At 61.8% G+C, this 25456-nt stretch carries 21 protein-coding genes and 1 pseudogene; 13 read left to right on the forward strand and 9 right to left on the reverse strand.

Annotated features, from left to right (window positions below):
• Positions 1-143: 143 nt before the first annotated feature.
• The 8 genes and pseudogenes from IE160_RS12695 to IE160_RS02235 all read right to left on the reverse strand — a co-directional run.
• Positions 144-1052 (reverse strand): annotated as a pseudogene (locus IE160_RS12695) (recombinase family protein); the annotation flags it as partial.
• Between the two features lie 255 nt (positions 1053-1307).
• Complete coding sequence (locus IE160_RS02205; RefSeq protein WP_191151524.1) at positions 1308-2114, reverse strand: hypothetical protein; 807 nt, start codon at positions 2112-2114, stop codon at positions 1308-1310.
• Positions 2111-2398, reverse strand: coding sequence for a hypothetical protein (locus tag IE160_RS02210; RefSeq protein WP_191151525.1), 288 nt, complete (start codon positions 2396-2398; stop codon positions 2111-2113). Before IE160_RS02210 ends, IE160_RS02205 begins: the two co-directional genes overlap by 4 nt.
• Complete coding sequence (locus tag IE160_RS02215; protein ID WP_191151526.1) at positions 2395-3240, reverse strand: replication-relaxation family protein; 846 nt, start codon at positions 3238-3240, stop codon at positions 2395-2397. Before IE160_RS02215 ends, IE160_RS02210 begins: the two co-directional genes overlap by 4 nt.
• Before the next feature lie 178 nt (positions 3241-3418).
• The gene (locus tag IE160_RS02220) at positions 3419-5551 is read right to left on the reverse strand and encodes a type IV secretory system conjugative DNA transfer family protein (RefSeq protein ID WP_191151527.1); all 2133 of its coding nucleotides are present in this window, start codon (positions 5549-5551) and stop codon (positions 3419-3421) included.
• Positions 5544-5759: a hypothetical protein gene (locus tag IE160_RS02225; RefSeq protein WP_191151528.1), complete on the reverse strand. Its 216-nt coding sequence runs from the start codon at positions 5757-5759 to the stop codon at positions 5544-5546. Before IE160_RS02225 ends, IE160_RS02220 begins: the two co-directional genes overlap by 8 nt.
• Before the next feature lie 162 nt (positions 5760-5921).
• On the reverse strand, positions 5922-6119 hold the full coding sequence (locus IE160_RS02230; RefSeq protein WP_191151529.1) for a hypothetical protein: 198 nt from the start codon (positions 6117-6119) through the stop codon (positions 5922-5924).
• Positions 6120-6122: 3 nt separating this feature from the next.
• On the reverse strand, positions 6123-6731 hold the full coding sequence (locus IE160_RS02235; protein ID WP_191151530.1) for an MT-A70 family methyltransferase: 609 nt from the start codon (positions 6729-6731) through the stop codon (positions 6123-6125).
• Between the two features lie 397 nt (positions 6732-7128).
• Between IE160_RS02235 and IE160_RS02240 the strand changes: the two genes are divergently transcribed.
• Positions 7129-8381, forward strand: a protein-coding gene (locus IE160_RS02240; RefSeq protein WP_179872076.1) for an IS3 family transposase whose coding sequence is annotated in 2 segments (ribosomal slippage) — positions 7129-7411 and positions 7411-8381 — 1254 coding nt in all. Because the reading frame shifts where the segments join, the coding sequence is not laid out codon by codon here.
• 217 nt (positions 8382-8598) lie between these two features.
• On the opposite strand, the gene IE160_RS02245 is transcribed toward IE160_RS02240, so the two are convergent.
• On the reverse strand, positions 8599-8907 hold the full coding sequence (locus tag IE160_RS02245) for a hypothetical protein (RefSeq protein WP_191151531.1): 309 nt from the start codon (positions 8905-8907) through the stop codon (positions 8599-8601).
• 102 nt (positions 8908-9009) lie between these two features.
• Between IE160_RS02245 and IE160_RS02250 the strand changes: the two genes are divergently transcribed.
• From IE160_RS02250 to IE160_RS02305, 12 genes are all read left to right on the forward strand, one after another.
• Positions 9010-9735, forward strand: coding sequence for a hypothetical protein (locus tag IE160_RS02250; protein ID WP_191151532.1), 726 nt, complete (start codon positions 9010-9012; stop codon positions 9733-9735).
• Positions 9736-9749: 14 nt separating this feature from the next.
• Positions 9750-10448 carry a hypothetical protein gene (locus IE160_RS02255; protein ID WP_191151533.1) on the forward strand — a complete coding sequence of 233 codons (699 nt, stop codon included), beginning with the start codon at positions 9750-9752 and terminating at the stop codon, positions 10446-10448.
• 180 nt (positions 10449-10628) lie between these two features.
• Positions 10629-10961 carry a YlcI/YnfO family protein gene (locus IE160_RS02260; protein WP_191151534.1) on the forward strand — a complete coding sequence of 111 codons (333 nt, stop codon included), beginning with the start codon at positions 10629-10631 and terminating at the stop codon, positions 10959-10961.
• 145 nt (positions 10962-11106) lie between these two features.
• Positions 11107-11631, forward strand: a complete 525-nt coding sequence (locus tag IE160_RS02265) for a DUF3846 domain-containing protein (protein ID WP_191151535.1) — start codon at positions 11107-11109, stop codon at positions 11629-11631.
• 280 nt (positions 11632-11911) lie between these two features.
• Positions 11912-13495 carry a class I SAM-dependent DNA methyltransferase gene (locus IE160_RS02270; protein WP_191151536.1) on the forward strand — a complete coding sequence of 528 codons (1584 nt, stop codon included), beginning with the start codon at positions 11912-11914 and terminating at the stop codon, positions 13493-13495.
• On the forward strand, positions 13492-14715 hold the full coding sequence (locus IE160_RS02275; RefSeq protein WP_191151537.1) for a restriction endonuclease subunit S: 1224 nt from the start codon (positions 13492-13494) through the stop codon (positions 14713-14715). Before IE160_RS02270 ends, IE160_RS02275 begins: the two co-directional genes overlap by 4 nt.
• Positions 14712-17849 carry a type I restriction endonuclease subunit R gene (locus IE160_RS02280; RefSeq protein ID WP_191151538.1) on the forward strand — a complete coding sequence of 1046 codons (3138 nt, stop codon included), beginning with the start codon at positions 14712-14714 and terminating at the stop codon, positions 17847-17849. The genes IE160_RS02275 and IE160_RS02280 overlap by 4 nt, the downstream gene beginning before the upstream one ends.
• The gene (locus IE160_RS02285) at positions 17846-19786 is read left to right on the forward strand and encodes an AAA family ATPase (RefSeq protein WP_191151539.1); all 1941 of its coding nucleotides are present in this window, start codon (positions 17846-17848) and stop codon (positions 19784-19786) included. The genes IE160_RS02280 and IE160_RS02285 overlap by 4 nt, the downstream gene beginning before the upstream one ends.
• Positions 19725-20803 (forward strand): IS3 family transposase gene (locus IE160_RS02290; protein WP_224744533.1). Its coding sequence is split into 2 segments (ribosomal slippage): positions 19725-19995 and positions 19995-20803, totalling 1080 coding nucleotides; the frame shifts between segments, so codons are not numbered across the junction. The genes IE160_RS02285 and IE160_RS02290 overlap by 62 nt, the downstream gene beginning before the upstream one ends.
• Before the next feature lie 48 nt (positions 20804-20851).
• Positions 20852-22104 (forward strand): IS3 family transposase gene (locus IE160_RS02295; protein ID WP_179872076.1). Its coding sequence is split into 2 segments (ribosomal slippage): positions 20852-21134 and positions 21134-22104, totalling 1254 coding nucleotides; the frame shifts between segments, so codons are not numbered across the junction.
• A 342-nt stretch (positions 22105-22446) separates the two neighbouring features.
• Positions 22447-24042 (forward strand): ATP-dependent nuclease, encoded by a 1596-nt coding sequence (locus IE160_RS02300; RefSeq protein WP_191151541.1) that lies wholly within the window; start codon positions 22447-22449, stop codon positions 24040-24042.
• A gap of 50 nt (positions 24043-24092) precedes the next feature.
• Positions 24093-25294, forward strand: a protein-coding gene (locus tag IE160_RS02305) for an IS3 family transposase (RefSeq protein ID WP_191150673.1) whose coding sequence is annotated in 2 segments (ribosomal slippage) — positions 24093-24386 and positions 24389-25294 — 1200 coding nt in all. Because the reading frame shifts where the segments join, the coding sequence is not laid out codon by codon here.
• The last annotated feature ends 162 nt before the right edge of the window (positions 25295-25456 follow it).

A 25456-nucleotide genomic window follows, 5' to 3' on the forward strand; every position in this document is an offset into this window, starting at 1 on the left:
CGTTCTGCAAAACACTCGCCGCACCACAGGCTGCCCTTTAGGTAGCTGTGGTGCAGGCGCTTTCGCTCGCCTGCCTTGCCGGTGCTCTCCAGTCTCCGCTGCACCTTCATGAACAGGTCCCGGTTCACGATGGCCGGGTGACGACCCTCGAAGACCTCACCCTTGTAGGTCACTTCTCCGATGTAGTAGCGATTGCGGTACATCCGGGACAGCATTGACGCCGAAACAGGCTGTGCTCTCCGCTTGGGAGTTGGTCTGGTGGTGAGGCCTCGATCCTCCAGCTCCTCGGCAATCTCCTCCATTGTGAGTTCGGTGGTCGCGTAAAGCTCGAAAGCGAGCTTCACGAATGGCGCGCGTTCTTCGTCGACCGCGACTCCGCGAAACTCGCGACCGTCCAGACGCTCAAGGGTGTTGAAGTAGCCAAGAGGCGTACGGCCGAGCGTTCCACCCTTTCGTGCCTTCTGCCCCATCTTGTAAGCGATGTCAGCGCCGTCCTCGCGGGAACGGTATTCATTGAATGCAGCCAGGATGCCGTGCATGAGTTGCCCGACCGGGGTGGAGTCGATCGACTCGGTTGCGGAGATCAACGTCACGCCGCGCTTCTGCAGGTCGGCCATGACGATGGCGTCGTCGGTACGGTTCCGGGCGAAGCGGGACAGCTTGTAGACGATGACGTAGTCGACGTCTTTGTCGCGGCGGATGCGCTCCAGCATCTGCTGGAAGGCAATGCGCTTGGTCATCTCTGTTCCCGAGATACCGGCCTCGACGTACTCGGCGACGATGGTCAGCCCGAGCTGTTCGGCCTTGCGTTGGCAGGACTGCCGCTGGGCGGGGATCGAGATGCCTTCGGGGTCATAGTCGGTGTTGACCTGACCTTTGGATGACACGCGCAGGTAGACCACAGCGCGCGATCCGGTAGGCGCGACGACGTCAGCGATCGGGTTGATGATCGTCGTCTCGCTCGGGCCGACCTCAACGTGAGGGGCGATGTCGGGCAGTCGCGGGGGTGCTGCGACGAAGGCGGAGGTGGTGGGGTTCTCGGGCAGGTTCATGACTGCCCTCCTTCCGTGGGAGTGAGAGCAGTCTCGAAGTGGTGCTTTCGAGAGAGAGGTGGTGGAGTGGGCGCCCCATTCAGGAATGGGCTGGGACGCTGGCCCGATGCAGTCGTGAACATCGGCTTTGGTCTCCGTTTACCCTCCCATTTTACCTCGCCAGGCCCGGAATTCCGGGCCTGTTGACTATTCCGCATCGCTCGAAGTCTGCCGTGGGAGAACACCCCCGGAAGGTGATTCGGGACGCTGCGCGGTCTACCGAATAAAGGCATAGATGCGACCTTCCATCTCGACGACGTCATACACCTCACGCAGTTGCGCGCTGATCACCGACCGATCCAGCGACACCGCTTCGGCCGGCAGTCCCAGCTCTGCCGTCCATTCGCCCAGTCGGGTTTCCCACTCATCGATTGGCGTGAGGCCTTCGATGGCGTCGTCTTCGGATTCGAAGCGTCCGACGAAGTACTGCTCGAACAGGTCGGCCACGTTCTCCGCCGATGCATCGACGTCGGGCAGGGTCAGGAACGCGTGGAAGGACTGCTCGAAGATCTCCGGCAGCTGTTCCAGGCGCGCGACGACCTCCCGCAGTTCGGGGCCAGTGAGGCTCGCGGGGATGTTGACGGTGAGGGCGACACCTCCCACGTTCAGCTGATCGGTGACGAGGGTGCTGCGCAGCAGCGCTCGCGCCGCTTCCACCTGATCACCGTCTGGCACCTCAGGACCGGGCTCGGAATGTAGGAGGTAGGTGCCGAGCCAGTTGATCCACTCGCGAGTCAGCCCCCCGGTGCGCGGGTGTTCCCAGAGCGTCATGAACTCGGCGCGCATGGCCTCCGCGTCACCTTGACGCGTGCGACCGTGCTCGGCCAGCTGGGAGTCGCGACCAAGGCCTCGCCCGAGGACATGGGCGATCAGTTGCGCTGTGCCGTCATCGATTTCACGGCCTGTCGAACGCGCGGCCTCAATGCCGAGGGTGATCGCGTTCTCGAATCGGGTGGCCGCTCGCCTGAAGCGCTCGAGGTCGATCTGCTCGTGGCTGCGGGGTGTGGGTTCGCGTTCGGTCATGAGCGTGCTCCGGCGTTGAGCAGGATGTAGCGGCCGAGGGTGTCGATCCAGTCCTCCTGCTCCAGGGGAACCCGCAGCTCGTTGAGTTCAGCGAGCGCCGCCTCGGACTCGAGCGTGCCGCTGGAGGCAAAGCGCTCAAGCGCGGTGCCGGGGCCTCCGTGCAGGGTTGCTGCGACGAGCCGGGCGAGGGTGTGCCCTTGCGCTTCGGGGTCAAGGGCGATCATCAGGGTGATGATCTGCCGTGCCTTGTCAGTCTGATCCGGGGTGATGATTGTTGGTGTCATGTCGTTCCTCCTTTCGGGTTAGGGCTTGCATCCGGGGCGAGAACGCTCAGCGCGTTCTCCTTCGGGATGACGTGAAACAGGGCCGTCTGAAGGCTTGGGTCATCGGCGATGCTGCGCCGCAGACGGTCGGCGCGACGCTCGTCCGGGGTCACCCAGACAACGAGCGGGAACACTCCGGTGCGGTCTTGCTCAATGCCGCTTCGGAAGTACTGCTGGTAGGTGCGACACGTCCGAAGCACCGCCGGGCCGTGTTCGGTGGCTCGGTCGACTTCCACGAAGCTGTGGGTCTCGAAATCGGTGTCGGCAGTCACGACCGCGAGATCGGGTTTCACCGCGAGGGACGATCCGCTGGGGGAGGTGTATTCGCGCCAGCAGGCTGGTTCGGTCTGAAGGCTCAGCACCTCGACGGCACCGGTGCGTGACTTCTCGATCAGGTCAACGGCCAGCTCGGCGACCTCGAGTGTGTGCTCCATGAACGTCGTTGAGGGGGTGACGAAGCGGCGACGTTGCCCATCTGCACGTTGCGCCCGCAGGTATCGTTCGCCGGTGGCGGCCAGCTGCCAGACGATGCCGGACGAGCCGTGCTTGATGCCGCCGATGCGACGAGGCAGTCGTGTGATCAGCTCGTGCTGTTCGAGCCGACCGAGCACGCGGGTGGTGCCGCGGGTGGCTGCCGAGATGCTGGAGTGATCGCCCAGCGGGAGAGCCGGGAAGTGCAGACGCTGAATGAGCCGGGTGGAGAGCATTCGGTACTGCTCGAGGCTGGTCAGGATCTGTTGGTCTCGCTCGGTCAACTGCTCGGAGAGTTGCCTGATTCGGTAGGGCGTCCAGGTGGCCGTCATGGTTGGCCTCCACGGGACGGTGAACCGGTGAGGCAAAGCAGCGGAGTCCCATCCCAGTTGCCGCCACCAGCGGCCACGGTGCGGGCCTGTGGGCCGGTGGTGGTCGTCGTGGCCGGAATAGCGACCGGAATACCTGCCCCAGAGGTCACACCACACTTGGAGGCAACGAACTGGGCGCTCATGCTCGCCTCGCTCGCCGGTGCGACCCCGGCTCCGCACGCGGCGGCTCAGGCGGGGGCGACGGCACCTCGTTCGCGATCGCGGTGCCGAACTGGTCGCGGCTTGCTCTGCGAATCAGATCGCCGTGTCGGCTCGGCTTCTCGGGTGGCAGCGTCTTCGCGGACAACCAACCAGAAGGCGCTCCGCGGTCGACGAGGGTGGCGTAGATCTCGTAGGGGGCGAGTGACTGGAAGTCCTCCACGACCAGCCGAGGAGCCATGCGGGCCATGTCTCGTGCGTCGTCGGGGCCGAGCGCGAAGACGATTTTCGAGCGAGCGTTCGCATCGAACGCGGCGCGCATGGCGGGGGAAAGTTGGTCTCGGAACTGGTGGGCCAGGTGCCAACCGACACCGTACGAGCGGGAGGTGGCGAGCGCGTCCGCAATCGAGGTGGGCAGGTTCAGGAACTGCTGCACCTCATCCACGAACACCATCCCGGGCCGTTTGGTGGGCTCCTTCTCGCCAGCGCGCTCGAGGGTTGCCATCCACACTTCAGCCACGATCAGACTGCCGAGCAACTGCGCTGCGCCCGGCCCGAGGAGCGCATCGTTGAGGGGCACGAGCACGGCATGGGCGCCGTCGCGGAAGACATCCCGCAGTCGGAAGGCCGGGCGTGATTGTCCGAGCACTGCGGCGACGTTTGGCCGCAGGACGAACTTGCGCAGCTTGTTCATTGGTGGGCCGATAACGGCTGCCCGTTGCCCGACGCTCATCTCCTCGAACGCTGCCCAGAAAGACGACAAGGTCTGGTCGTTTGCGACAGCGCCGACAACCGAACGGCGGAAAGCTGCGTCGGTTAGAAGGCGGGGGAGGTCGATCAGCGTGTACGGCTCATTGCGCGCATCACCTGCCCGGGCCAGCGTGAGGAGTCCTGCGTGGAGGAGGTCCTCGGTGCGCGGTCCCCAGCCGTCGTGGAAGACGGCCTTCAGTGAGGACAGGATTCCGTCGACAACGACGTCGGCTGGTCGGCCCTTGGTGTCGAGCGGGTTGAAGCCGACCGGCCGATCGTCAGCCGCATCGAGGATCACGATCCGACCCGCCGCATCGGCTGGAGCGTGGTCGACGATGTAGTCCACGAGCTGCCGCTTCGGGTCCACCAGAACCAGTGGCCGGCCTGCCGCGATGTCGTCGAGCGCGAGCCGAGCCAGCACCATGCTTTTCCCAGAACCGGTCGGCCCGGTGACGACGGTGTGCTGCAGCCTTGCCGTCGCCGTAATTCCGACATGGCGTTCATTGCCGGGTGAGTTACTGGTGGCGAAGACGCCGTCCGACGAGCTGAGGGTTTTGGGTGGAGCGATGCGTCGAGGGTGGGTGCTCGGCATGCCGGGTAGTTCGGCGTCGCCGATCGGCCAGCCGAGCAATTCGATGACCTCGTCGACACTGAGTCGGCCTGACGGGCGACGGCTGAGAGTTGCCGCGTTGAACACGCCAGCCTGCTCGGCGACGAGCCGCAGCGTCGCACCAGGCGCCTCGAGTCCCTGGAGGGCGGCGAACAGCATCAGGGTCAGGTGTTGCCGACGAGCAGGTGTGGCTGCTGTGACGCCGATTCGGATCGTCGTCATGATGGTCGCTTGTGCAGCGCGAGTCTTCATCCGGCGACGCACCTCAGCACTGGCGGGCGCAGGCCCCGTGGTGAGGGTCTGCCACAACGACTGCTGCGCCGGGCTGGCGACCTTGTCCGGTACGAGTTGGGGGCTGTGCGCGGCACCGAGGGCGACTTGGAGGGCCACGACCTCACCGCGCTTGCGCGCGCTCATTGCTGAGTAGACGGCGTGGGTTGAAGCCTCGATGTCGTCGGTCTTGACGGGCAGGCCGCCGGACAGTTCGACGCGTCTGACTGTCGGCAGCGGTTCCCGCGCTTCAGCCTTCGTCGTGCGACCGTCGAAGACCGAGGTCGAGATCAGTTGCGTGAGCTGATGGATCGACTCGGGGGCGACACCAACGAGATGGCGCACTCCCGCGTCGTCAGCCCGAAGCTCGAATACGTCCGGCCGCGGTGCGGTCGGACGAGCCAGCGATTCGATAATCCTGCGAACGCTTGCCGCCTCAAGGGGACGAGGAAGGTGAGCGGTGTGGAAGACGACATCAGTCATGACGACCTCCCTCGCCACCAGATCCGTCAACAACGTCGGAGTTGCCCATCTCTGCTGCGAGGCGGCGGGCGTCGGCCTCACACTGGGCCTGCTCGAGGCTTGCGGCGACAAGGATGCGGGCGATCTGCTCAGGTTGCAGGTCGTGATTGAGTTCGCTGAAGACCCAGACGCGGCGGCCTGGGGTCTTGCGCTTACGGCGCTGAGACATAGGAAACCTCCCTTCTGTTCTGCTCCGAGGTGCTCGCGGTGGGGAGCGGTCGCAGGGAAGTCCCAATTGGGTTGGCACCGGTTATGAACTCATCGGGCCTGCTTGTCAAGCGATGTTGTTCATTCCGCAACGATTTGTCAGAGGTAAACGTGCTCATGCTCATCACCACTTCTGCGACCTCCACTGGCGCACCTTCACGGCCAACCACACGCCACTCACGAGCACCGCGATGAGGGCAAGCCAGCCCCAGATCTTCGCCAGGAGCTCCAGCGCGAGGGTCAGCAGGACGACGCTGACGAGCACGGCGAAGCAGAAGCTCAGCATGCGGCGAGCGAGCGTGGTCGGCTCCGATCCAGCCACGCCTCATCCCTCCCGGTCTCCGTTGACGGTGGACTGCCGGGCGAAGTCGCTCGGCACCGGGTAGCCAGGAATCGTGATGTCGGAATCGATCTCGTTGCCCCAGATGCTCCAGTCCTTGTGACTGTTCGGACGCTGCCGGGCGAACAGTTCCAGGTACGGGCCGTCGAGCACGCGCTCGATCAGCGGGATCATCTCCTCGGGCTTGCGGGAGTGGTCCTGCCGCGGGAACAGCAGGGTTGATCGCTGTCCGTGGAACTTGAACGGTGCCTTGCCGCGCACGCCGTGGAGCAGGATCTCGTGGCTCCCACGGAAGTAGTTCCCGAGGCCGATGTAGTACTTGTCCCAGACGACGTTCGTGATGTAGCGGAAGCCCCAGGCCTCCATGACTTCAAGCCCCGCCGGCAGGGCAGCGTTCGTCACCCATAGCAGCAAGGTCGAGTTGTCGTCGGCGAGATCCCCGATCGGCATCGCCTTGATGCGTTCCAGGCTCATGACGTCGTAGTGCTGGCTCGCGCCGCGGGCACCCTTCTGGGCGATGTCCCATGGCGGGTCCGCGTAGACCACCTTGAACCGCTTCGGCTGCGGCGGGTTGTCGGCTTCATTCTGTTTCATCAGTTCTCCTTCCTCGCCCGGATGTGTGCCGGGTGTCGAGGGATGGTTATGCGGGAATGTCGGCTGGTCGGCAATGTTCCGGTCGCTTGACGGGGTCAGGCGACGAGACAGGTCGGGCGGACGGCGACGCACAGGGGCCGCATGCCGCGTCTTGTCAGGTAGTGGCTGCCGCAGTTGCGGCTGATGTGGAATGAACAACGGGAGGACGCACGAGCTCGCGCATCCTCCCGTTGTTGGCGGCACTACTCGGGCGGAGGAACCTTGCCCGACGCGAGGAACGACTCGCGGATGAGCGCCTTGCGCGCCTCGTGAGCTTCGACTCCCAGCTGGTCAGCGAGGTGGAGGATGAATCCCCCCGGCGTGTTCGGAGACTCGATTCCTTGGAAGGATCAGTCTCATGGCACGACCCAACAAGTATCCGCGCGAGCTTCGTGAGCGCGCAGTCCGCATGGTCGCCGAGGTGCGGCCTGACTATCCCAGCGAGCACGCCGCGATCACCGCGGTCGCCGGCATGCTCGGCATCGGCTCGCCCGAAACGGTCCGAACCTGGATTCGGCGGCAGCAGGTCGATGTCGGCCAACGGCCGGGGGTGACCACCGAGGCGCAGGCGGAGATCAAGAAGCTCAAACGAGAGAACGCCGAGTTGCGGCGGGCGAACGAGATATTGAAGGCGGCTTCGGCTTTCTTCGCGGCCGAACTCGACCGGCCAGCGAAGCGATAGTCGCGTTCATCACCGACCACAAGGACCGCAATGATGGTGGCCTGCGATGGGGTGTCGAGTCGATCTGCGCCGTGCTCACCCAGCATGAGGTGAAGATCGCCCCATCGACCTACTATGACGCCCGCAAGCGTCGACCCTCAGCGCGGCAGGTGTCCGATGAGCGGTGGAAGCCGATCGTGCTGGGCTGCTGGCAGCGGCAACGGCGCGTGCTGGGCGCTCGGAAGCTCTGGTTGCGTCTGCGCCGCGAGGGCCACGACATTGCCCGTTGCACGGTGGAGCGCCTCATGCGCGAGCTCGGCATCGCTGGCGTGCGACGTGGGAAACGCACCAATCCGGTCGATGCTGACCCGCGCGAGACCAGACCTGCCGACCTTGTCGATCGGCATTTCGCCAGGTTCCGCACGAACCAACTCTGGGTCGCTGACTTCACCTACGTGTGGTCGTGGTCCGGATGGGTTTACGTCGCGTTCGTGTTCGATGTTCACTCCCGCCGCATCCTGGGCTGGCGGGCGGCGACGAGAATGACGACGCCGCTGGTGCTCGACTGCCTGGAGATGGCGTTCTGGACCAGGCGCCGCGAGGGCGTCGCCGACTTCGCCGGACTGACGCATCACACCGATGCCGGCAGCGTCTATACGTCCATTGCCTTCACCGACCGCCTGATCGAGGAAGGCATCGACCCCTCGGTTGGATCCGTCGGCGACGCCTACGACAACTCCCTCGCGGAGTCCCAGATCGGACTCTATAAGACCGAGTTGATCCATCACGAAGGGCCCTGGCGAAACGTCGATCAGGTCGAGGCCGCGACCGCGGACTGGGTGCAGTGGTTTAACACCGAACGCATCCACAGTTCGATCGATGACCTCACCCCGATCGAACTGGAGCAGCTCGAATATGCTCTGACCGAGCCCCTCGAACAAGCGGGCTGACACCAGCAATACGCTCTCCGAACACGCCGGGGGGATTCAGGATGGTGGCTCGAAGTTCCGCCTGCTGACGGTCAAGTTCGGCCTCGATTCGAGCGATGCGACGTCGCCGCCGGTCACGCCACCAGTCCACGAGCGACATCACCCCAACCCCTGCCCAGTAGATGAGTCCACCTGCGAGCAGGAAGGGCAGCGCAATCAGCGCCAGGTACTGCACGGCTCACCACCGCGCCACGGCCTGCGCGGCGCCCATGGCGTATGCGTCGACGATGTGCTTGTAGCGCGCCTCACCCAGTGGGGCGACCTGGATCAGGTGCGCCTCGAGCGCCGACAAGGCGCCGACGTTCCGCAGCGCCGTGTTGGTGAGAAGCGCCCGGCCCTGCTCCCGCACATCGGCCACGAGCGCCTGCGCCTGAACGCGCTCGATCTCGCGGCCGGTCTGGCGCTGCGCGCTGCCGCTCATCTGCGCCAGTCCGTTCGAGCTGAAGGCGCCCCCGAGAGGAGCCAGCTCGGTCTTCGTTTCGAACATGAGATGTCCCTTCGACTTTGATAAGAAGTTCGGGTCCGAACCTCTGAGAAGATCGAATCAATCGAGCCTTGTCCCCGTCGTGACAGAAAAGTGACATCGAACTTGGACGAATCCCTGCAGAGCGAAGTCCTACGAGAACTGAAGGAACTGCGACGCGGAACAACTGGCGTCACGGTTGAGAGCCTCGCCACGTCCAGAACCATTACGCGGCTCCTCGGGGATGGTGATCCCTATCTTGCTTACACCCGGCTACAGCACGCCTTGCTGGACGCAACCTCGGGTCGGAGCGCGAAAGCAGCCGCGGCCTCTCTTGGATTCAGCAGTAGTGGAGCGACGCACCTCGACCGGCTTGTGGAAGCGGGAGGCGACCTGGGCGGCTTGGATCAGCGACAGGTGCGCCGCCTAAGCGACAAAGGCTTGGAAGCGCTGTCAGTACTCATCGCCTCGAACTGGGCCGTTGAGTCGGTTCCCTCCCTGGACGTCGCTATCAACTCTCTCGACCAGGGCAGCGCGGTCATGCTGCGCACGGTTAGGCCTCTCGTTGTCGAAATGGGTGACGTGGAGGTCGAGGTGTTGGTCGGTAATCGACACAGCGACCCGCCGCTCAACTGGGTTCGAGAAGTACGAGACGACGCTGAACATGCACGCCTACGAGGCACCATGTTGGTGCCGGATTCCGGTCTGGAGACATCCTTGGCTGTCGTTTGGCGAGGAGAGCTCTGGCCGAAGTTCGCCGTTCACTGGCTGGACCAGGCGACGGGCGCAAGTACCGAGACTCTCGGCAATAAGTTGATGATCAGGCTCCTCTGCCCACCGGACATTAGCTGATGCCAACTAACTCATTGAAGGCCACGATCACTGGTGAGCTGCGCGCATTGCGCAAGCTTCCAGGTCAGCTCGACGAGTCGAAGCTGACTCGCGCTCGCGCGATCCTCATGGCGTTCGGCGGCGCAGATCCATCAGTCGCACTAAAGCGACTCGTTGATCTCGCACAAGAGCAAAGCGGAGACCGAGAGATCGAAGCGGCGATGGCCAGCCTCGGGTGGGGGACCAGCCGGGAGACGTCGCTTGACCGGCTCGTTGAGTTCTCAGAGATACACTACGTCGATCCTCGAACTGTTCGCCGGTGGAGCGATGCAGGCATCCAGAAGCTCGCTCTTCTGATCCTCGGCAAGACCCCGTGGACACAACCGCGAGCGCGACTCGTCGTCGTGGTAGTTGGTGACGAAGTCCGCGTCGGACTTGATCTGCGCATACCTCCGCGTCTCCGAATGGGGACACCTTCGCTCAGAGTCGGTGGAGAGGTTGTGGAAGTCTTCTCTCCCGAAATTGAACGCTCAGATCAGGACCAACGACTCAGGACTCAACTCGAGACTCTCGGCAAGACCACCTTGCTTCCTTTGCGACTAAGGCTCTCTTGGAGTGGCGAGAAGATCCCGATATACGAGGCCGTCACTCGTGGTGATCCGGATATCTACTTCAACGCGAGGCATGTTTTCACCGGTCTGGCTGTGACCGTCTCGCGCTGGAGCCCTCGTTGACCTAAGCCGTCAATAGGCAGTCAAGTGTTGTGCTTTTGCCAACGTATCCGAACGGAATATTGACGCCTGACGCGCTCGGTTCATACTCATCCCCACGCTTCCTCGTCCGAGAGCGGCTCAAGCAGAGGAACCCAGTTCCGGGTTCGTCGGCCGCTCGAAGAGGAGGAGGTGAGGAGCATCATGACCGATGCCACCCCGCCGGCCGGAGCGTATCCGGTAACCAGTCAGATGCGGACGCTCGCTGTGCGCATCACCGATGACCTGCGCGCGCAGCTGGACGTTATCGCCCAGCTCAACGACCGCAGCGTCACCGAAGAGATCCGAATCGCCCTCGAGGCCTGGGTCGTGACCAGCAAGTCCGACCCGAAGGTGCTCGCCAGGGCCGAGACGGTTCGAGCCGAGATCGAGCGCGAAGCGAAGACCAAGCAGAGCGCGATCGAGGCCATCTTCGGTGGTGAACCAGCCCCCGCAAGCGCATCACGCGCCAAGGGCAAGTCGTCCACCGAAGAGTGACTGGCGTCGGCGGTCGCCCTAGGGATAGAGCGCGTCCTGCGCTCTCCCGGGGCGGCCGTCGCCTACCTTTCGCCCTCGTTGGTGCTGTGCGGCTAATCAGAGAACCACCCGGTTCCCGGCCGCTCGCATCAAGGAGGTTGAAGTCATGACGAAAGGCATCGTCGTGCCACACGACGCAGAAGCCGCGCTCGAAGTTCGCGAGTTCTCGGAGTTCGGCGATTATCAGCAGGCCGTCGGCGGGTGGATCGAAGCAGTCAACATCCCGTCACTCGGGGTCATGGTCTTCGTCAATGAGGAGGGACTGTTGCAGCATCTGCCCTTGAATTCGCGCATGACCTTCCTGTGGTGGTTCCACGTTCCGGAAGCCAGGCAGCGGGCCATGCTGGTCGGCAACGCTGTCATTGTCGGCGCGCCTGACGAGGATGGCAACACAACCGATGTCCCCGAGACCGTCCTCTCGCTGCTTACGGAGACCCTGGTCTACAGGGTCGAAGTGCAGGTGATCGGCGAGACCGAGTGGCATCGGAACGCTGCGAAGTACACCGACTACTGGGAGGCAGTCATCTGGGCGATGCTCCTGCTGGAGCGGTGGGCGTTGGCCACTGATGTTCGCGTCGTTCCGGTCCTCGACCAGGACGTGTTGCCCATCTTCAGAGAAGACACTCTCTGACTCAGCGGCGACTGGCTGGACTGCAGAACCTTGAGTTCTCGTCCGGCTGGCCGCCGCCCCATTTGTCTTCGCGGTTCCTCCAACCGGCTTAAGGGGTGGGCAGAATCACCCCATCGTGTTATAAATAGAGCAGAATTCAGCTCTCGGTTCGAGGTTCCTCCCGGGGGTGAATCGCCCGAACTCGTCAGGTTCCAGTGTCTGAGTGCGCCGATAACCTGAAGCGGAGACTCGTGGACAACTGACTAATCGCACTTCGGTGTGGAGGAGAAGACTCAAGAACATGGCCAGACCATCAGCAAAGCCGAAGCAAGCGAAAACCCTGGAGCAAAGGCTTTGGGATGCTGCCGACGCCTTGCGTGGGAACCAGGAGCCCTCTGAGTACAAGCACGTCGTCCTCGGCCTCGTCTTCCTCAAATACATCTCCGACAGATTCGAGGAGCGTCGAAAGTCAATCGAGTCTTCGCTGAGTGATCCGGCATCGGATGATTTCATCCCTAACGAGGCTCGCCGTCAGCAGTTCATCGAAAGCCGCGACGAATACACCAGCCACAACGTGTTCTGGGTCCCGGTTGACGCGCGATGGGACTCCATTCAGGCGAAAGCCAAGCTGCCAAGCATCGGCCAAGACATCGACAAGGCGATGGATCTCATTGAGAAGGAGAACCCGGTCATTCGTGGAGTCCTGCCGCGCAACTATGGTCGCGAAGGACTCGACAAGGGACGTCTTGGCCAGCTCGTGGACTTGATTGGATCTATCGGCTTCACGGAAACCGACGATCACGGCAGCGACGATGTGCTCGGTCGTGTCTATGAGTACTTCCTTGGACAGTTCGCAGGCAAAGAGACCGGCAAGGATGCCGGTGCGTTTTACACCCCGCGCTGGGTTGTGAAACTGCTCGTCGAGATGCTCGAACCGTACAAGGGTCGTGTCTACGATCCAGCCGCAGGCTCTGGGGGAATGTTCGTCGAGTCGTCCAAGTTCGTGAAGGCCCATGGTGGCAAGCGCACTGACATCTCCGTCTATGGCCAGGAGTTCACCGACGCGACTTGGAAGCTGGCCAAGATGAACTTGGCTCTCCGCGGCATCGAGGCCGACATGGGCGACCGTTCTGCGGACTCATTTACGCAGGATCTACACCCTGACCTGCGCGCCGACTTCATCATCGCAAATCCGCCCTTCAATGTTTCGAACTGGTGGGACGCAAAGCTCGCTGACGACCCGCGATGGAAGTACGGCACGCCACCAGAGGGCAATGCAAACTTCGCCTGGGTTCAGCACTTCCTTCACCACCTCGCACCGAACGGCACTGCGGGATTCGTCTTAGCCAATGGTTCCTTGAGCTCAAAGACCAGCGGCGAGGGGGAGATACGTCGAAAGCTCGTTGAAGCCGATCTCGTCGATTGCGTGGTCGCCCTTCCGGACAAGTTGTTCTTTAGCACTGGAATCCCAGTTAGCCTCTGGTTCCTGTCCAAGAACCGTCACGGAAACGGTCATCGTGAGCGCCGCGGTGAGACTCTTTTTGTCGACGCGCGCAAGGTGGGCAAGCTGGTCAGCCGAAAGTTGCGCGAACTTAGCGACGATGACATTGCTTTGATTTCGGGGACCTACCACTCTTGGCGCAACAATGATGGCGGGTTCGAAGATGTCCCAGGATTCGCGAAGTCGGCAACGATCGATGAGATTGAAAAGCATGGCTTTGTCCTTACGCCTGGCAGGTATGTCGGAGCGGAGGATGTCGAAGACGATAGCGAGCCCTTGCCCGAGAGGATTGAGAGGCTCACCGCGGCGCTTCTTGCAGAATTCGACCACGGGCGTGAGATTGAGGATGAGGTACGGGAACGCCTCGGAGATCTAAGCTCGTGACGGCATCTTCGGTACCAATGCGAGCACTCGTTGAGCGGGCCGTGGGAGGCGGCTGGGGACTCGACGCTCACGAAGTAGGTACGGAGCAAGTTGCTGTCATTCGAGGTGCAGACTTTCCAGCTGTTGCCCACGGAGACACGTCCCGCGTCCCTGTCCGGTGGGAGGCAGCTCGAAAGATTCCGCAACGCAAACTCCAGGTTGGCGACATCATTTTGGAGATCTCGGGAGGGACATCTGAACGCCCTACCGGGCGCACGGTCTTCGTTTCGGAGAGGCTACTTGATGGTTTCTCGCATGACGTGATACCCGCCAGTTTCTGCCGACTCGTCCGTATTGATAAGGAACTTGCAGATCCCCATTACGTCTATTGGTGGCTGCAGGGCATGTATGCCGAGGAACGGACCTGGTCGTATCAGAATCGCTCCACCGGAATCGCAAACTTTCAGTTTGAGCACTTCCTCGACACCGAGAAAGTACGCCTTCCTGATCGTCAGATACAGAGAGAGGTCGCAGCGACCCTAGGCGCACTTGACGACAAGATTGCGTCGAACCGGCGGGCACAGTCCTTGATCGAAGCGCTTGTTCGATCAAGGTTTGATCAGTTGTTTGACGTCTCGCAGGACCCGACAGGTGTACCGATTTCCGACTTGGTGCACGTTAATCCGCGCCGCTCTCTCCCTCGAGGAAGTAACGCCACTTACGTCGGTATGTCCTCGTTGCCAGAGTTTGCCGCAGAGATCTACGAGTGGGAGACAAAGGTGTACGGGTCTGGACAGAAGTTCATCAATGGCGATGTTCTGATGGCTCGGATCACGCCGTGCCTCGAAAACGGGAAGACTGCCGTAGTGGACATGCTTGATCCCGACGAAGTTGGTTGGGGCTCAACCGAATACATCGTCCTTGGTCCTCGTGGGTTGATCTCCACTGCATGGATCTACTGTCTGGTTCGCCATGAGTCAGTGCGCGAATTCGCGATCCGTGGCATGACGGGAACGTCTGGTCGCCAGCGATTCGCTGCAAGCAATCTTGATGACTACAAGATCTCGCCGCCGATCGAATCTGCGCTTGCTGAGTTCAACGACGCAAGCCAGCCGTTGTTCGATCGAATGAAACAGCTTCGGGATGAAAATCTTGCCCTGGCTTCAACTCGCGATGCAATTCTCCCGGACCTACTGTCTGGAAATATCCTCCCTCGCTCCACCGATGGGGTGCGCGCATGAGCAACGTAAATGAGGCGACCGTCGAAGATGCCGCTTTGGAGTACCTCGCACAGCTCGGCTATCAGACTGCGTGGGGACCCAGCCTTGCACCAGGTGAGCCTGGGCAAGAACGCACGTCCTTCGAGCAGGTTTACCTTCAGGCGCGGCTTCGCTCCGCAGTCAGACGCATCAATCCAGGCGTTGACGGAGCGTTAATCGACGAAGCAATCGTGCGTCTTGGGCGAGCAGAGTCTCAGAACCCTGTTGCCGAGAACTTTCGTGTTCACAAGCTCATCACGGGAGGCGTGCCGGTAGAGCACAGGGGGGCCGACGGAGCAGTTCGCACCGTTCGCATCGGGTTGATCGACTACGACGACCCGACCAACAACGACTGGGTCGCGATTAATCAGTTCACGATCATTGAGAACGGGAAGAACCGCCGGCCAGACGTGATCGTGTTCGTCAACGGCATCCCGCTCGGGCTGCTCGAGTTGAAGAATCCAACCGATGAGCACGCGACCCTAAAGGGCGCGTGGAATCAACTCCAGACGTATCGTCACGACATTCCGTCACTGTTCCTTCCGAACGCTGTTGCCGTTATCTCCGATGGCACGAGCGCGGCCATGAGTTCCTTCACTGGCGGCTTCGAACACTTCGCGCCGTGGAAGACCGTCGACGGTCGGGAAGTCGTGACAAATCTCCCGGCGCTCGAAGTGCTGATTAAGGGCATCTTCGACCAGCACCGCTTCCTCGACATAGTGCGCAACTTCGTGGTCTTCAGCGAAGAGAGTGTCACGGACAAGAAGACCGGTCAGAAGATCAAGGCGCTGATCAAGCGCGTCACCAAGTACCACCAGTACTGGGCGGTCAACGCGGCTGTCGAGTCGACGGTGAAAGCCTCGGGCGTCGATGGCGACCGACGTGGCGGTGTGGTCTGGCACACGCAGGGCTCAGGTAAGAGCTTCGAGATGGTGTTCTACGCCGCGAAGATCATGCGCGATCCCCGCATGCAGAACCCGACGTTGGTATTCATCACCGACCGCAACGACCTGGACGACCAGCTCTTCGGCGAGGTCTTCGCACCCGCCGAGATTCTTCCGGAGAAGCCGGTCCAGGCTGACACACGGGCCGGACTACGCACTCTCTTGCGTCGTGCATCAGGTGGCATCGTCTTCACGACACTTCAGAAGTTCCGGCCGGGCGAAGACGGAGACGCCAATCCTGTTCTGACCGAACGACGCAACGTTGTAGTTGTCGCGGATGAAGCGCACCGCTCACAGTACGGATTCGGTGAAACTCTCTCTGCCGACGGAACCCTTAGAGCTGGCCTTGCGAAGCACATGCGAGATGCTTTGCCCAACGCCACCTATCTGGGCTTCACTGGCACTCCGATTGAATCGAACGACAAGTCCACCAAGGCGGTGTTCGGCGACTATGTCGACATCTATGACCTGACTCGCGCAGTCGAGGACGGCGCAACCGTAAAGATCTACTACGAGTCTCGCCTCGCAAAAGTGGAACTCAGCGTCGATGACTACGCAGCGCTGGACGAACTCGCCGATGAAATCACCGAGCAAGTCGAAGAGGATGCTGCCTCGCGAGCGAAGTCGCGTTGGTCGCGTCTCGAAGCAATTGTTGGAGCGGAGGAACGGCTCGATCTAATTGCACGCGATGTCGTCGAGCACTGGGAGAAGCGTCGAGAGGCGCAGTTCGGCAAGGGCATGATCGTCACAATGTCGCGCCGCATCGCCGTTCGCCTCTACGAGAAGATCGTCGCGCTCCGCCCCGACTGGCATTCGGACGATCCTGCCAAGGGCAAAATCAAGGTGGTCGTGACCGGCTCCGCTGCGGACCCGGCTGAGTTCCAGCCGCACATCCACTCCAAGGACGTGCGCAAGGATCTGAAGGCGCGTGCCAAGAACCCGGACGATCCGCTTGAGCTCGTGATCGTTCGTGACATGTGGTTGACCGGCTTCGACGCTCCATCCATGCACACCATGTACGTCGACAAGACCATGCAGGGTGCCGGCCTTATGCAGGCCATCGCTCGGGTCAACCGCACCTTCCGCGACAAGCCCGGTGGCTTGGTCGTCGACTACATCGGGGTCTTCTCGAATCTTCAGGATGCACTTGTCGAGTACTCGCCGTCGGACCGTGACCAGGCCGGAGTGCCGATCGAGGAACTCGTAGCTGTGATGCTGGAGAAGCACGATGTCATCCGCGGTCTACTGCATGGCTGCGACTACAACTCTTCACCGGCTCTATCCGCGTCCGAGCGACTGGCCCAGTACGCAAAGGTCCTCGACTTCGTCATGGCCGACCCTGATCGGACAAGCCGCTACAACGATCAGGTCCTCGCACTGGCCAAGGCCTACGCGCTTGCCGGGGCCACCGAAGAGGCTGCAGAGATTCGTGACGACATCCGCCTCTTTACCGACGTGCGGGCTGCCATTCTCAAGATTCTCAACCCTGATTCAGGTCGGGGAGGGTCTGGTGCCGTCGAGATTGACACTGCGATCGGCCAGCTGGTTAACGAGGCCGTTGCCGCAGACCAGGTCGTCGACATCTATAAGTTGGCCGGAGTTGAGACACCAGACCTTTCGATCCTCTCTGATGAGTTCCTTGATTCACTCGCTGACAAGGACCGACCGAACCTGCAGATGGGGCTTCTCCGCCGGTTGCTCAATGATCAGATCCGAACGGTACAGCGCACCAATCTTGTTCAGGGCCGCAAGTTCAGTGAGCAACTTGAAGAGGCGATAAACAAGTACACCAACCGATCGCTGACCACCGCGGAGATCATCGCTGAACTCGTCAAGCTCGCCAAACAGATGAGGGACGATGCCAAGCGGCACGAAGACCTCGGCCTCGCCGAGGACGAGATCGCCTTCTATGACGCCATCGCCACGAATGACGCAGCCGTACTCGAGCTGGGCGACGACACCCTCAAGAAGATCGCACACGAACTTGTCTCTGCCGTACGTGTCAGTGCGACGATTGACTGGAATTTGAAGGACAGCGTTCGTGCTGCGATGCGTGCGAAGGTGCGGCGCCTCCTGGCCAAGTATGACTATCCACCTGACCAGGAGGACAAAGCAGTTGAGCTCGTTCTGGAGCAGGCCGAGCTATTCGCGGGGAACGGCGGTACCAAGTGAGGCTCGTCAAAGCGGAGTTCAGCGGTTTCGGACGTCTCGCTCAAGGCAAGATCAATCTCGACAACAAGGTCATCGCGATAGTCGGTCCGAACGAGGCGGGCAAGACGACGCTGCTGAAGGCGCTTGCATATATCGACAACGGCAAGAGTCTGTCCGTTACCGAACGATCTCGTGGCGCCCAGCCCGAAGTTGCTGACAAGCACGTCGTAGTCAGGGCTCAGTACCTATTGAACGACGACGATCGCGCAGAGGTAGCAAACCTTGACCTTCAGGAGCCTCCGACATCGCTCTGGCTGTCTCGGACTGCTGGCCCCGGCGAAACGGCGACTCGGGTCGAACCAGCGCCGCGAAAGGCAACCGGACCTCTTGTCGCAGCCCTGAAGGCCGTCACGAAGTCCGCAACCAAGAAGGCGCTGGCTGAACTAGAAGTAGGCCCATCCACAAGCGAGGACGAGGATGGACCTGACGAGCGTCGAGAGTCTTTTCATCAGCGCCTGTCGGACGCTGTCCAATTGCTCAGAGTGGACAGCGATGCACCTGACTACCTCAAGGTTGCCGCAGACCTAAACCCTGCATCTTGGATCGCCGAGTTTGCCGAGCATGGGATATCGAGTCCCATTCGAGAAGCGCTCGAAGGCGTCGATCAGTGGTTGAGCCGCAAAGACCCGACAACGGAGGTTGCCGAGCGTCTTCACAGTCGGGCGCCAGACATCCTTCTCTTTGCCGAAGAAGACCGAACGCTTTCTTCGACCTACACGTTGTCGGAAGAAGTTGTCGCGCAGCCACCAGCGGCTCTGAACAACGTCGCAACCATGGCCGAGCTCTCGTTGGCAGAGCTTTGGAGAACCATTAGTAATGGGGACGAGGGAGCGCGCGAAACTCACATCGAGCGCGCTAATCAAACACTTCAGAGCAAGTTCGAAGTTGCCTGGAGACAGTCGAACATTACCGTGCAGCTCAAGATCGAGAGGACTGTACTTTCTATCCGCATCAAGCAAGACGGGTCGACAATCACGCAGTTCGATGAGCGGAGCGCCGGTCTCCAGATGTTCGTTGCCCTCGTCGCGTTCCTCGCGGTCAGAGGCCAAACTGTTCCGCCTGTCTTGTTGATCGATGAGGCTGAGACACACCTTCACATCGATGCGCAGGCCGATCTAGTCAACACGTTTATGCGCCAACAGCAAGCCGCGAAGATCATCTACACCACGCACTCGCCTGCTTGCTTGCCACCCGACCTCGGGTCGAACATTCGTGCCGTCCTACCTGACAAGTCGAATGGTCAGCGGAGCGTCGTCGAAGGCAGTTTTTGGCACGGCGCTGCTGGGTTCTCGCCGCTGATGCTGGCGATGGGGGCAGGGGCCGCCGCCTTCTCGACCGCTCGCTACGTTGTCCTGGCGGAAGGTGCATCGGAGATGTTGCTGCTTCCTTCGCTGATCAAGGCCGCCGTTGGACTCGAAGATCTGGAGTATCAAGTCGCGCCGGGAATCTCCGAAACACCTTCTGCCATGTATCCCGACCTGGATCTTGCAGGTGCTCGCGTCGCGTTTCTCGTGGATGGCGATGCTGGAGGTGCGGACCTCCGCAAAGCTCTCATAAAGGGTGGCGTCTTGGCGACCCAGATCGTCACGCTAGGCGCGGTGACCCTCGAAAATCTCCTAGATGCCGATTCATACCGAACAGCCGTTCGGTCGCTCATCGCGGAAGCCAACCCGCGTATACACAACTCGGACATTCCCGACCTCCCGGAGTTGCCCGATAGAAGCGTCCCGTGGCCAAGCGTCATTGAAACATGTGGCCTGACCCCAGATTTTCGGTCCGTTCGTTATGAGAGTCGTCTTGTTGCCCCGCTCGTCGGGGAGGAAGACTGGATTCATCATGACCACGAGAAGGCGCCGGCACACGCCGGAACAGATCGTTCGCAAGCTCGGCATCGCTGACCGTGTCCTGGCCGATGGCGGCGACGTTGCAGCTGCCTGCCGGGAGCTCGGCGTGTCGGAGCAGACCTACTACCGGTGGCGCAACCAATACGGCGGCCTGAAAGCAGAAGACGCGAAACGGCTCAAAGAGCTCGAGAAACAGAACGCGACCTTGAAGCGACTGCTGGCTGAGGCGGAGCTGGAGAAGGCGGCGTTGAAGGAGCTGGCAGAGGGAAACTTTTAGGCCCGGGCAGACGCCGCGCCGCGATCCGTCACTTGCTGAGCGTGTTCGACATCAGTGAGCGGATGGCGTGTCGTCTGGTCGGGCTGAGCAGATCGGCCTGGCGCCGACCCTTGGTCTCGGAGACCTGCGCCGACCCAGACGCTGCATTGCGGACGTGGCTGCGAGCGTGGGCGAAGACTCATCCTCGGCGCGGCTACCGCAACGCCCACGCCGACGCCGTCGGTGAGGGCTGGGTGGTGAACGTCAAGAAGATCCAACGGCTCTGGCGTGAGGAAGGCCTGCGGGTGATCGTGCGTCGTCGCCGCAAACGCGTCGGCGCCTCCACCGCTGAACCTATCCCGGCTGACGCGCCTAACACGGTGTGGGCGGTGGATTTCCAGTTCGATGCCACCGAGAACGGTCGCAACCTGAAGATCGCCTCGATCATCGATGAGCACACCCGCGAATGCGTCGGCGGGCTCGTGGAGCGCTCGATCACCGCCGACCGGCTCGTGGACGAACTGGAGCGCATCGTCGCCCACCGTGGCCTGCCGACTGTGTTGCGGTGCGACAACGGGCCCGAGTTCGTCTCCCAAACCCTCGCCGACTGGGCGAACGACTCGGTGGGGATCTCCTACATTCCGCCGGGCCAGCCGTGGCGCAACGGCTACGTGGAATCGTTCAACTCCCGCATTCGCGACGAGTGTTTGAACCTGAACAGTTTCTACAGCCTGCACCATGCCCGGGTCGTGATCGGCGACTGGAAAAGGGACTACAACCATGGCCGTCGCCACTCCGCGCTCGGCTACCGGTGAATCCCCCCGGCGTGTTCGGAGACTCGATTCCTTGGAAGGATCAGTCTCATGGCACGACCCAACAAGTATCCGCGCGAGCTTCGTGAGCGCGCAGTCCGCATGGTCGCCGAGGTGCGGCCTGACTATCCCAGCGAGCACGCCGCGATCACCGCGGTCGCCGGCATGCTCGGCATCGGCTCGCCCGAAACGGTCCGAACCTGGATTCGGCGGCAGCAGGTCGATGTCGGCCAACGGCCGGGGGTGACCACCGAGGCGCAGGCGGAGATCAAGAAGCTCAAACGAGAGAACGCCGAGTTGCGGCGGGCGAACGAGATATTGAAGGCGGCTTCGGCTTTCTTCGCGGCCGAACTCGACCGGCCAGCGAAGCGATAGTCGCGTTCATCACCGACCACAAGGACCGCAATGATGGTGGCCTGCGATGGGGTGTCGAGTCGATCTGCGCCGTGCTCACCCAGCATGAGGTGAAGATCGCCCCATCGACCTACTATGACGCCCGCAAGCGTCGACCCTCAGCGCGGCAGGTGTCCGATGAGCGGTGGAAGCCGATCGTGCTGGGCTGCTGGCAGCGGCAACGGCGCGTGCTGGGCGCTCGGAAGCTCTGGTTGCGTCTGCGCCGCGAGGGCCACGACATTGCCCGTTGCACGGTGGAGCGCCTCATGCGCGAGCTCGGCATCGCTGGCGTGCGACGTGGGAAACGCACCAATCCGGTCGATGCTGACCCGCGCGAGACCAGACCTGCCGACCTTGTCGATCGGCATTTCGCCAGGTTCCGCACGAACCAACTCTGGGTCGCTGACTTCACCTACGTGTGGTCGTGGTCCGGATGGGTTTACGTCGCGTTCGTGTTCGATGTTCACTCCCGCCGCATCCTGGGCTGGCGGGCGGCGACGAGAATGACGACGCCGCTGGTGCTCGACTGCCTGGAGATGGCGTTCTGGACCAGGCGCCGCGAGGGCGTCGCCGACTTCGCCGGACTGACGCATCACACCGATGCCGGCAGCGTCTATACGTCCATTGCCTTCACCGACCGCCTGATCGAGGAAGGCATCGACCCCTCGGTTGGATCCGTCGGCGACGCCTACGACAACTCCCTCGCGGAGTCCCAGATCGGACTCTATAAGACCGAGTTGATCCATCACGAAGGGCCCTGGCGAAACGTCGATCAGGTCGAGGCCGCGACCGCGGACTGGGTGCAGTGGTTTAACACCGAACGCATCCACAGTTCGATCGATGACCTCACCCCGATCGAACTGGAGCAGCTCGAATATGCTCTGACCGAGCCCCTCGAACAAGCGGGCTGACACCAGCAATACGCTCTCCGAACACGCCGGGGGGATTCACGGACCCCGGCGGCCTATGCTCGGGACTGCACGCATCGAAACCCGTGACGACTCCCAAACGGCGTGGACCGAAACACGGGGTCAGGCCACATGGGCTCGATCTGAAAAGCTCACGATTCCAGGCAAGAGGGTTATTGCGAGTCGGCTCGTTGAGGACGGGCTTGCCCGCCCGAGCGCCGAGGGCGCGAAGATCCTGCGCTCGCTTCACAAGTCTCTAGGGACCATCTTGAAGGGTGAGTCAAAGTGATTCAGCCGGAAGTCGAGAGTGTCGAGTTCCTCGCCAGGGCAGAGGCTGGGTGAAGCATGCGGATCAGGCGACTACAGATTCGAAATTTCCGCGGCATTAAGTCACTCGACTGGACCCTCCCGGCTGACCAGCGCCTGGTCGTGCTTGTTGGTCCAGGCGACAGCGGCAAGTCAACACTTCTTGATGCGATCCACTACCTACTCGGCGACCGCTGGAACATCCCAATTTCGGACATTGACTTCTACGGGGGGAACGTCGATGAGCCAATATCAATCCGTGCCGTACTTATCGATCTTCCCGACTCTCTTCGTAAAGACACCGCTTTCGGATTGTGGCTGAGTGGGGTAGACGATGACGGGGAGCTGCACCAAGATCCTGAAGATTCATATTCACCGGCACTGATTGCGAGCCTGTCGGTTGATTCCAGCTTGGAGCCAAAGTGGACGGTCGAGCGGGTCGATGGACAGGAAACCATGCTGACGGTCGCGCAGCGACGCCACTTCTCAACCTTCAAGATCGACGACCGTACCGACACTCAACTGCGATGGAGCCGGACATCGGCGCTTGGTCGCATGTCCGCGCAGGACGGCGGCGAGCGGGACGCGCTGGCAGCTGCATCCCGAGCTGCACAATCCGCTCTTGCGAGTCACGAAAGCTCCTCGCTTGCCGATCTCGCACAGAAGATTCAAGAGCGAGCAAACGCGATCGGCGGCGGCCGCTTCGAAGACATCAAACCTGGACTTGACACCTCCCGTTCCTCCATGGGTGCTGGACTTGCGTTGTACGAGAGCATGGTGCCGCTCACCAGTTTTGGTCTCGGAAGCAGGAGACTTGCGAGCTTCGCAGTCCAGCAACTAGCGGCGGGCAATCGTGCTGTTGCCGTTGTCGACGAAATTGAAGACGGCTTGGAGCCGCATCGAGCGGTTCGCTTGCTTAACTATCTGCTCACTGACGACGCGTACTCGCAGGTTGTGGTCACCACTCACTCGCCGGTGATCGTGGAGCAAGCCCAGATTGAGAACCTCGCAACCGTTCGTTCGGTAAGCGGGACGGTAACTGTCACCTCGCTTGGAGGGGCCTCGGATGTTCTTCAGCGTGTTCGTCGATCCCGACCATCAACCCTTCTCGCTCGTCGCGTGATCGTTGCGGAAGGAAAGACGGAACATGGCCTCCTTCTCCAAATGCTGGACTACTGGGATGAAGAACGAACCACTATCGGTCTATCGACCTCTGCCGGCGAGGGAATCGCGATCCAGGACGGGATGGGCGGTTCGGAGGTCCCATTGCGAGCTCTCGCACTAGCCGAAATCGGCTATGAGGTGGCGGGCTTTATGGACAATGACGTTCGCACGAGCGACGCAGCCGTCACATCCGCGGAAGCTGGCGGGGTGAACATCTTCCGTTGGGACGTTCAACACAACACAGAGTCGCAAATCAGCTTCGAGCTGGATGCCGAGACCTTGACTTCATTCATCGCCGCGGGGGTGGAGCGCCGAAGTGCTCATCAGACCGTGCTTGATGACATCAACTGGACAGATGCGACAAGCACCGTGTCGACCCTCGACGTATCAGATTGGTTGTCTGATGGGATGACGATTGAGGTGGCACGGGAGCGGGTAGCAAAAGCAGCGACGGGTCTGCTGCACGGATAGGTGACATCTGACATGGCTTGCCCGAGGGGTGGGCCTGGAAGGATGCCATCGTGCCTAAGCCTTATCCGAAAGAGTTCCGCGATGACGTCGTGCGCGTCGCGGAGAATCGCGAACCGGGAGTGACGGTCGAGCAGATCGCGAACGATTTCGGGGTTCACCCGATGACGCTCACGAAGTGGCTCGCCCGCTCCCGCGCTACCCGGCAGGCTGCCGAGTCGGGGTCGCTGTCCCCGGGCGATCGTGATGCCGAGTTGCGGGAGCTGCGTCAGCGTAATCGGCTGCTCGAGCAGGAGGTCGAGGTGCTCCGCCGCGCGGCGGCGTATTTGGGGCAGGCCCATCTGCCGGGAAAAGGTTCTACCCGCTCGTGACAGAGCTCGCCGCTGACGGGATACCCGTGACGGTGACGTGCCGGGTTCTCAAGCTCTCCCGCCAGCCCTACTACCGATGGCTGAAAAAGCCGATCACGAACGCTGATCGGGTGGAGGCGTATCGCGCGAACGCGCTGTTCGATGCTCACCAGGATGACGCGGAATTCGGGCATCGGCTGCTGGCCGACGAAGCTCGCGACGCCGGAGAATCGATGGCTGATCGGACGGCGTGGCGGATCTGCCGCGACAACGGCTGGTGGAGCGCGTTCGGAAAGAAGCGCGGCAGGAACGGCAAGAAGGCAGGCCCGCCAGTCCACGACGACCTCTGCGCGGTCGTGGACGAGACCGGACGCATCCGGCATGAGTTCACCGCCGATGGCCCGAACCGGCTCTGGCTGACCGACATCACCGAACATCGAACCGGGGAAGGCAAGCTCTACCTCTGCGCCGTCAAAGACGTGTTCGGGAACAAGATCATCGGCTACTCGATCGACTCGCGGATGAAGTCAAGCCTGGCCGTTCGAGCGCTGGAGAACGCCGCTCAGATGCGCGGCGACGTCGCCGGCTGCGTGATCCACAGCGACCGAGGCAGCCAATTTCGAAGCCGGAAATTCCTCCGAGCGATCAGCCGTCACCGCATGGTCGGATCGATGGGCAGAGTCGGCGCTGCGGGAGACAACGCCGCGATGGAATCGTTCTTCTCGCTGTTGCAGAAGAACGTCCTCAACCGCCGCTCCTGGGGCACCCGCGACCAGCTGCGCATCGCGATCGTCACCTGGATCGAACGCACCTACAACCGGCGACGCCGGCAAGCCGCTCTGGGCCGATTGACCCCGGTCGAGTTCGAGGCCATCATGAACACGCCAGCCGCACTGGCTGCGTGACTAAACCGTGTCACCTATCCGTGCAGCAGACCCGACCAAGCGGGCTTGGTTCAAGGAAGTTGATGGCGGTCGATCTCTTGGCGACTGGATCCATGCTCATCGAGATAGCCCGGGACTAGCCCGGGTGGTGGCAAAGCTTGACGAAGTGAAGACCTTCACATA

It is taken from the genome of Chryseoglobus sp. 28M-23 (genome assembly GCF_014789785.1).
GTDB classification, from domain to species: Bacteria; Actinomycetota; Actinomycetes; order Actinomycetales; family Microbacteriaceae; genus Microcella; species Microcella indica.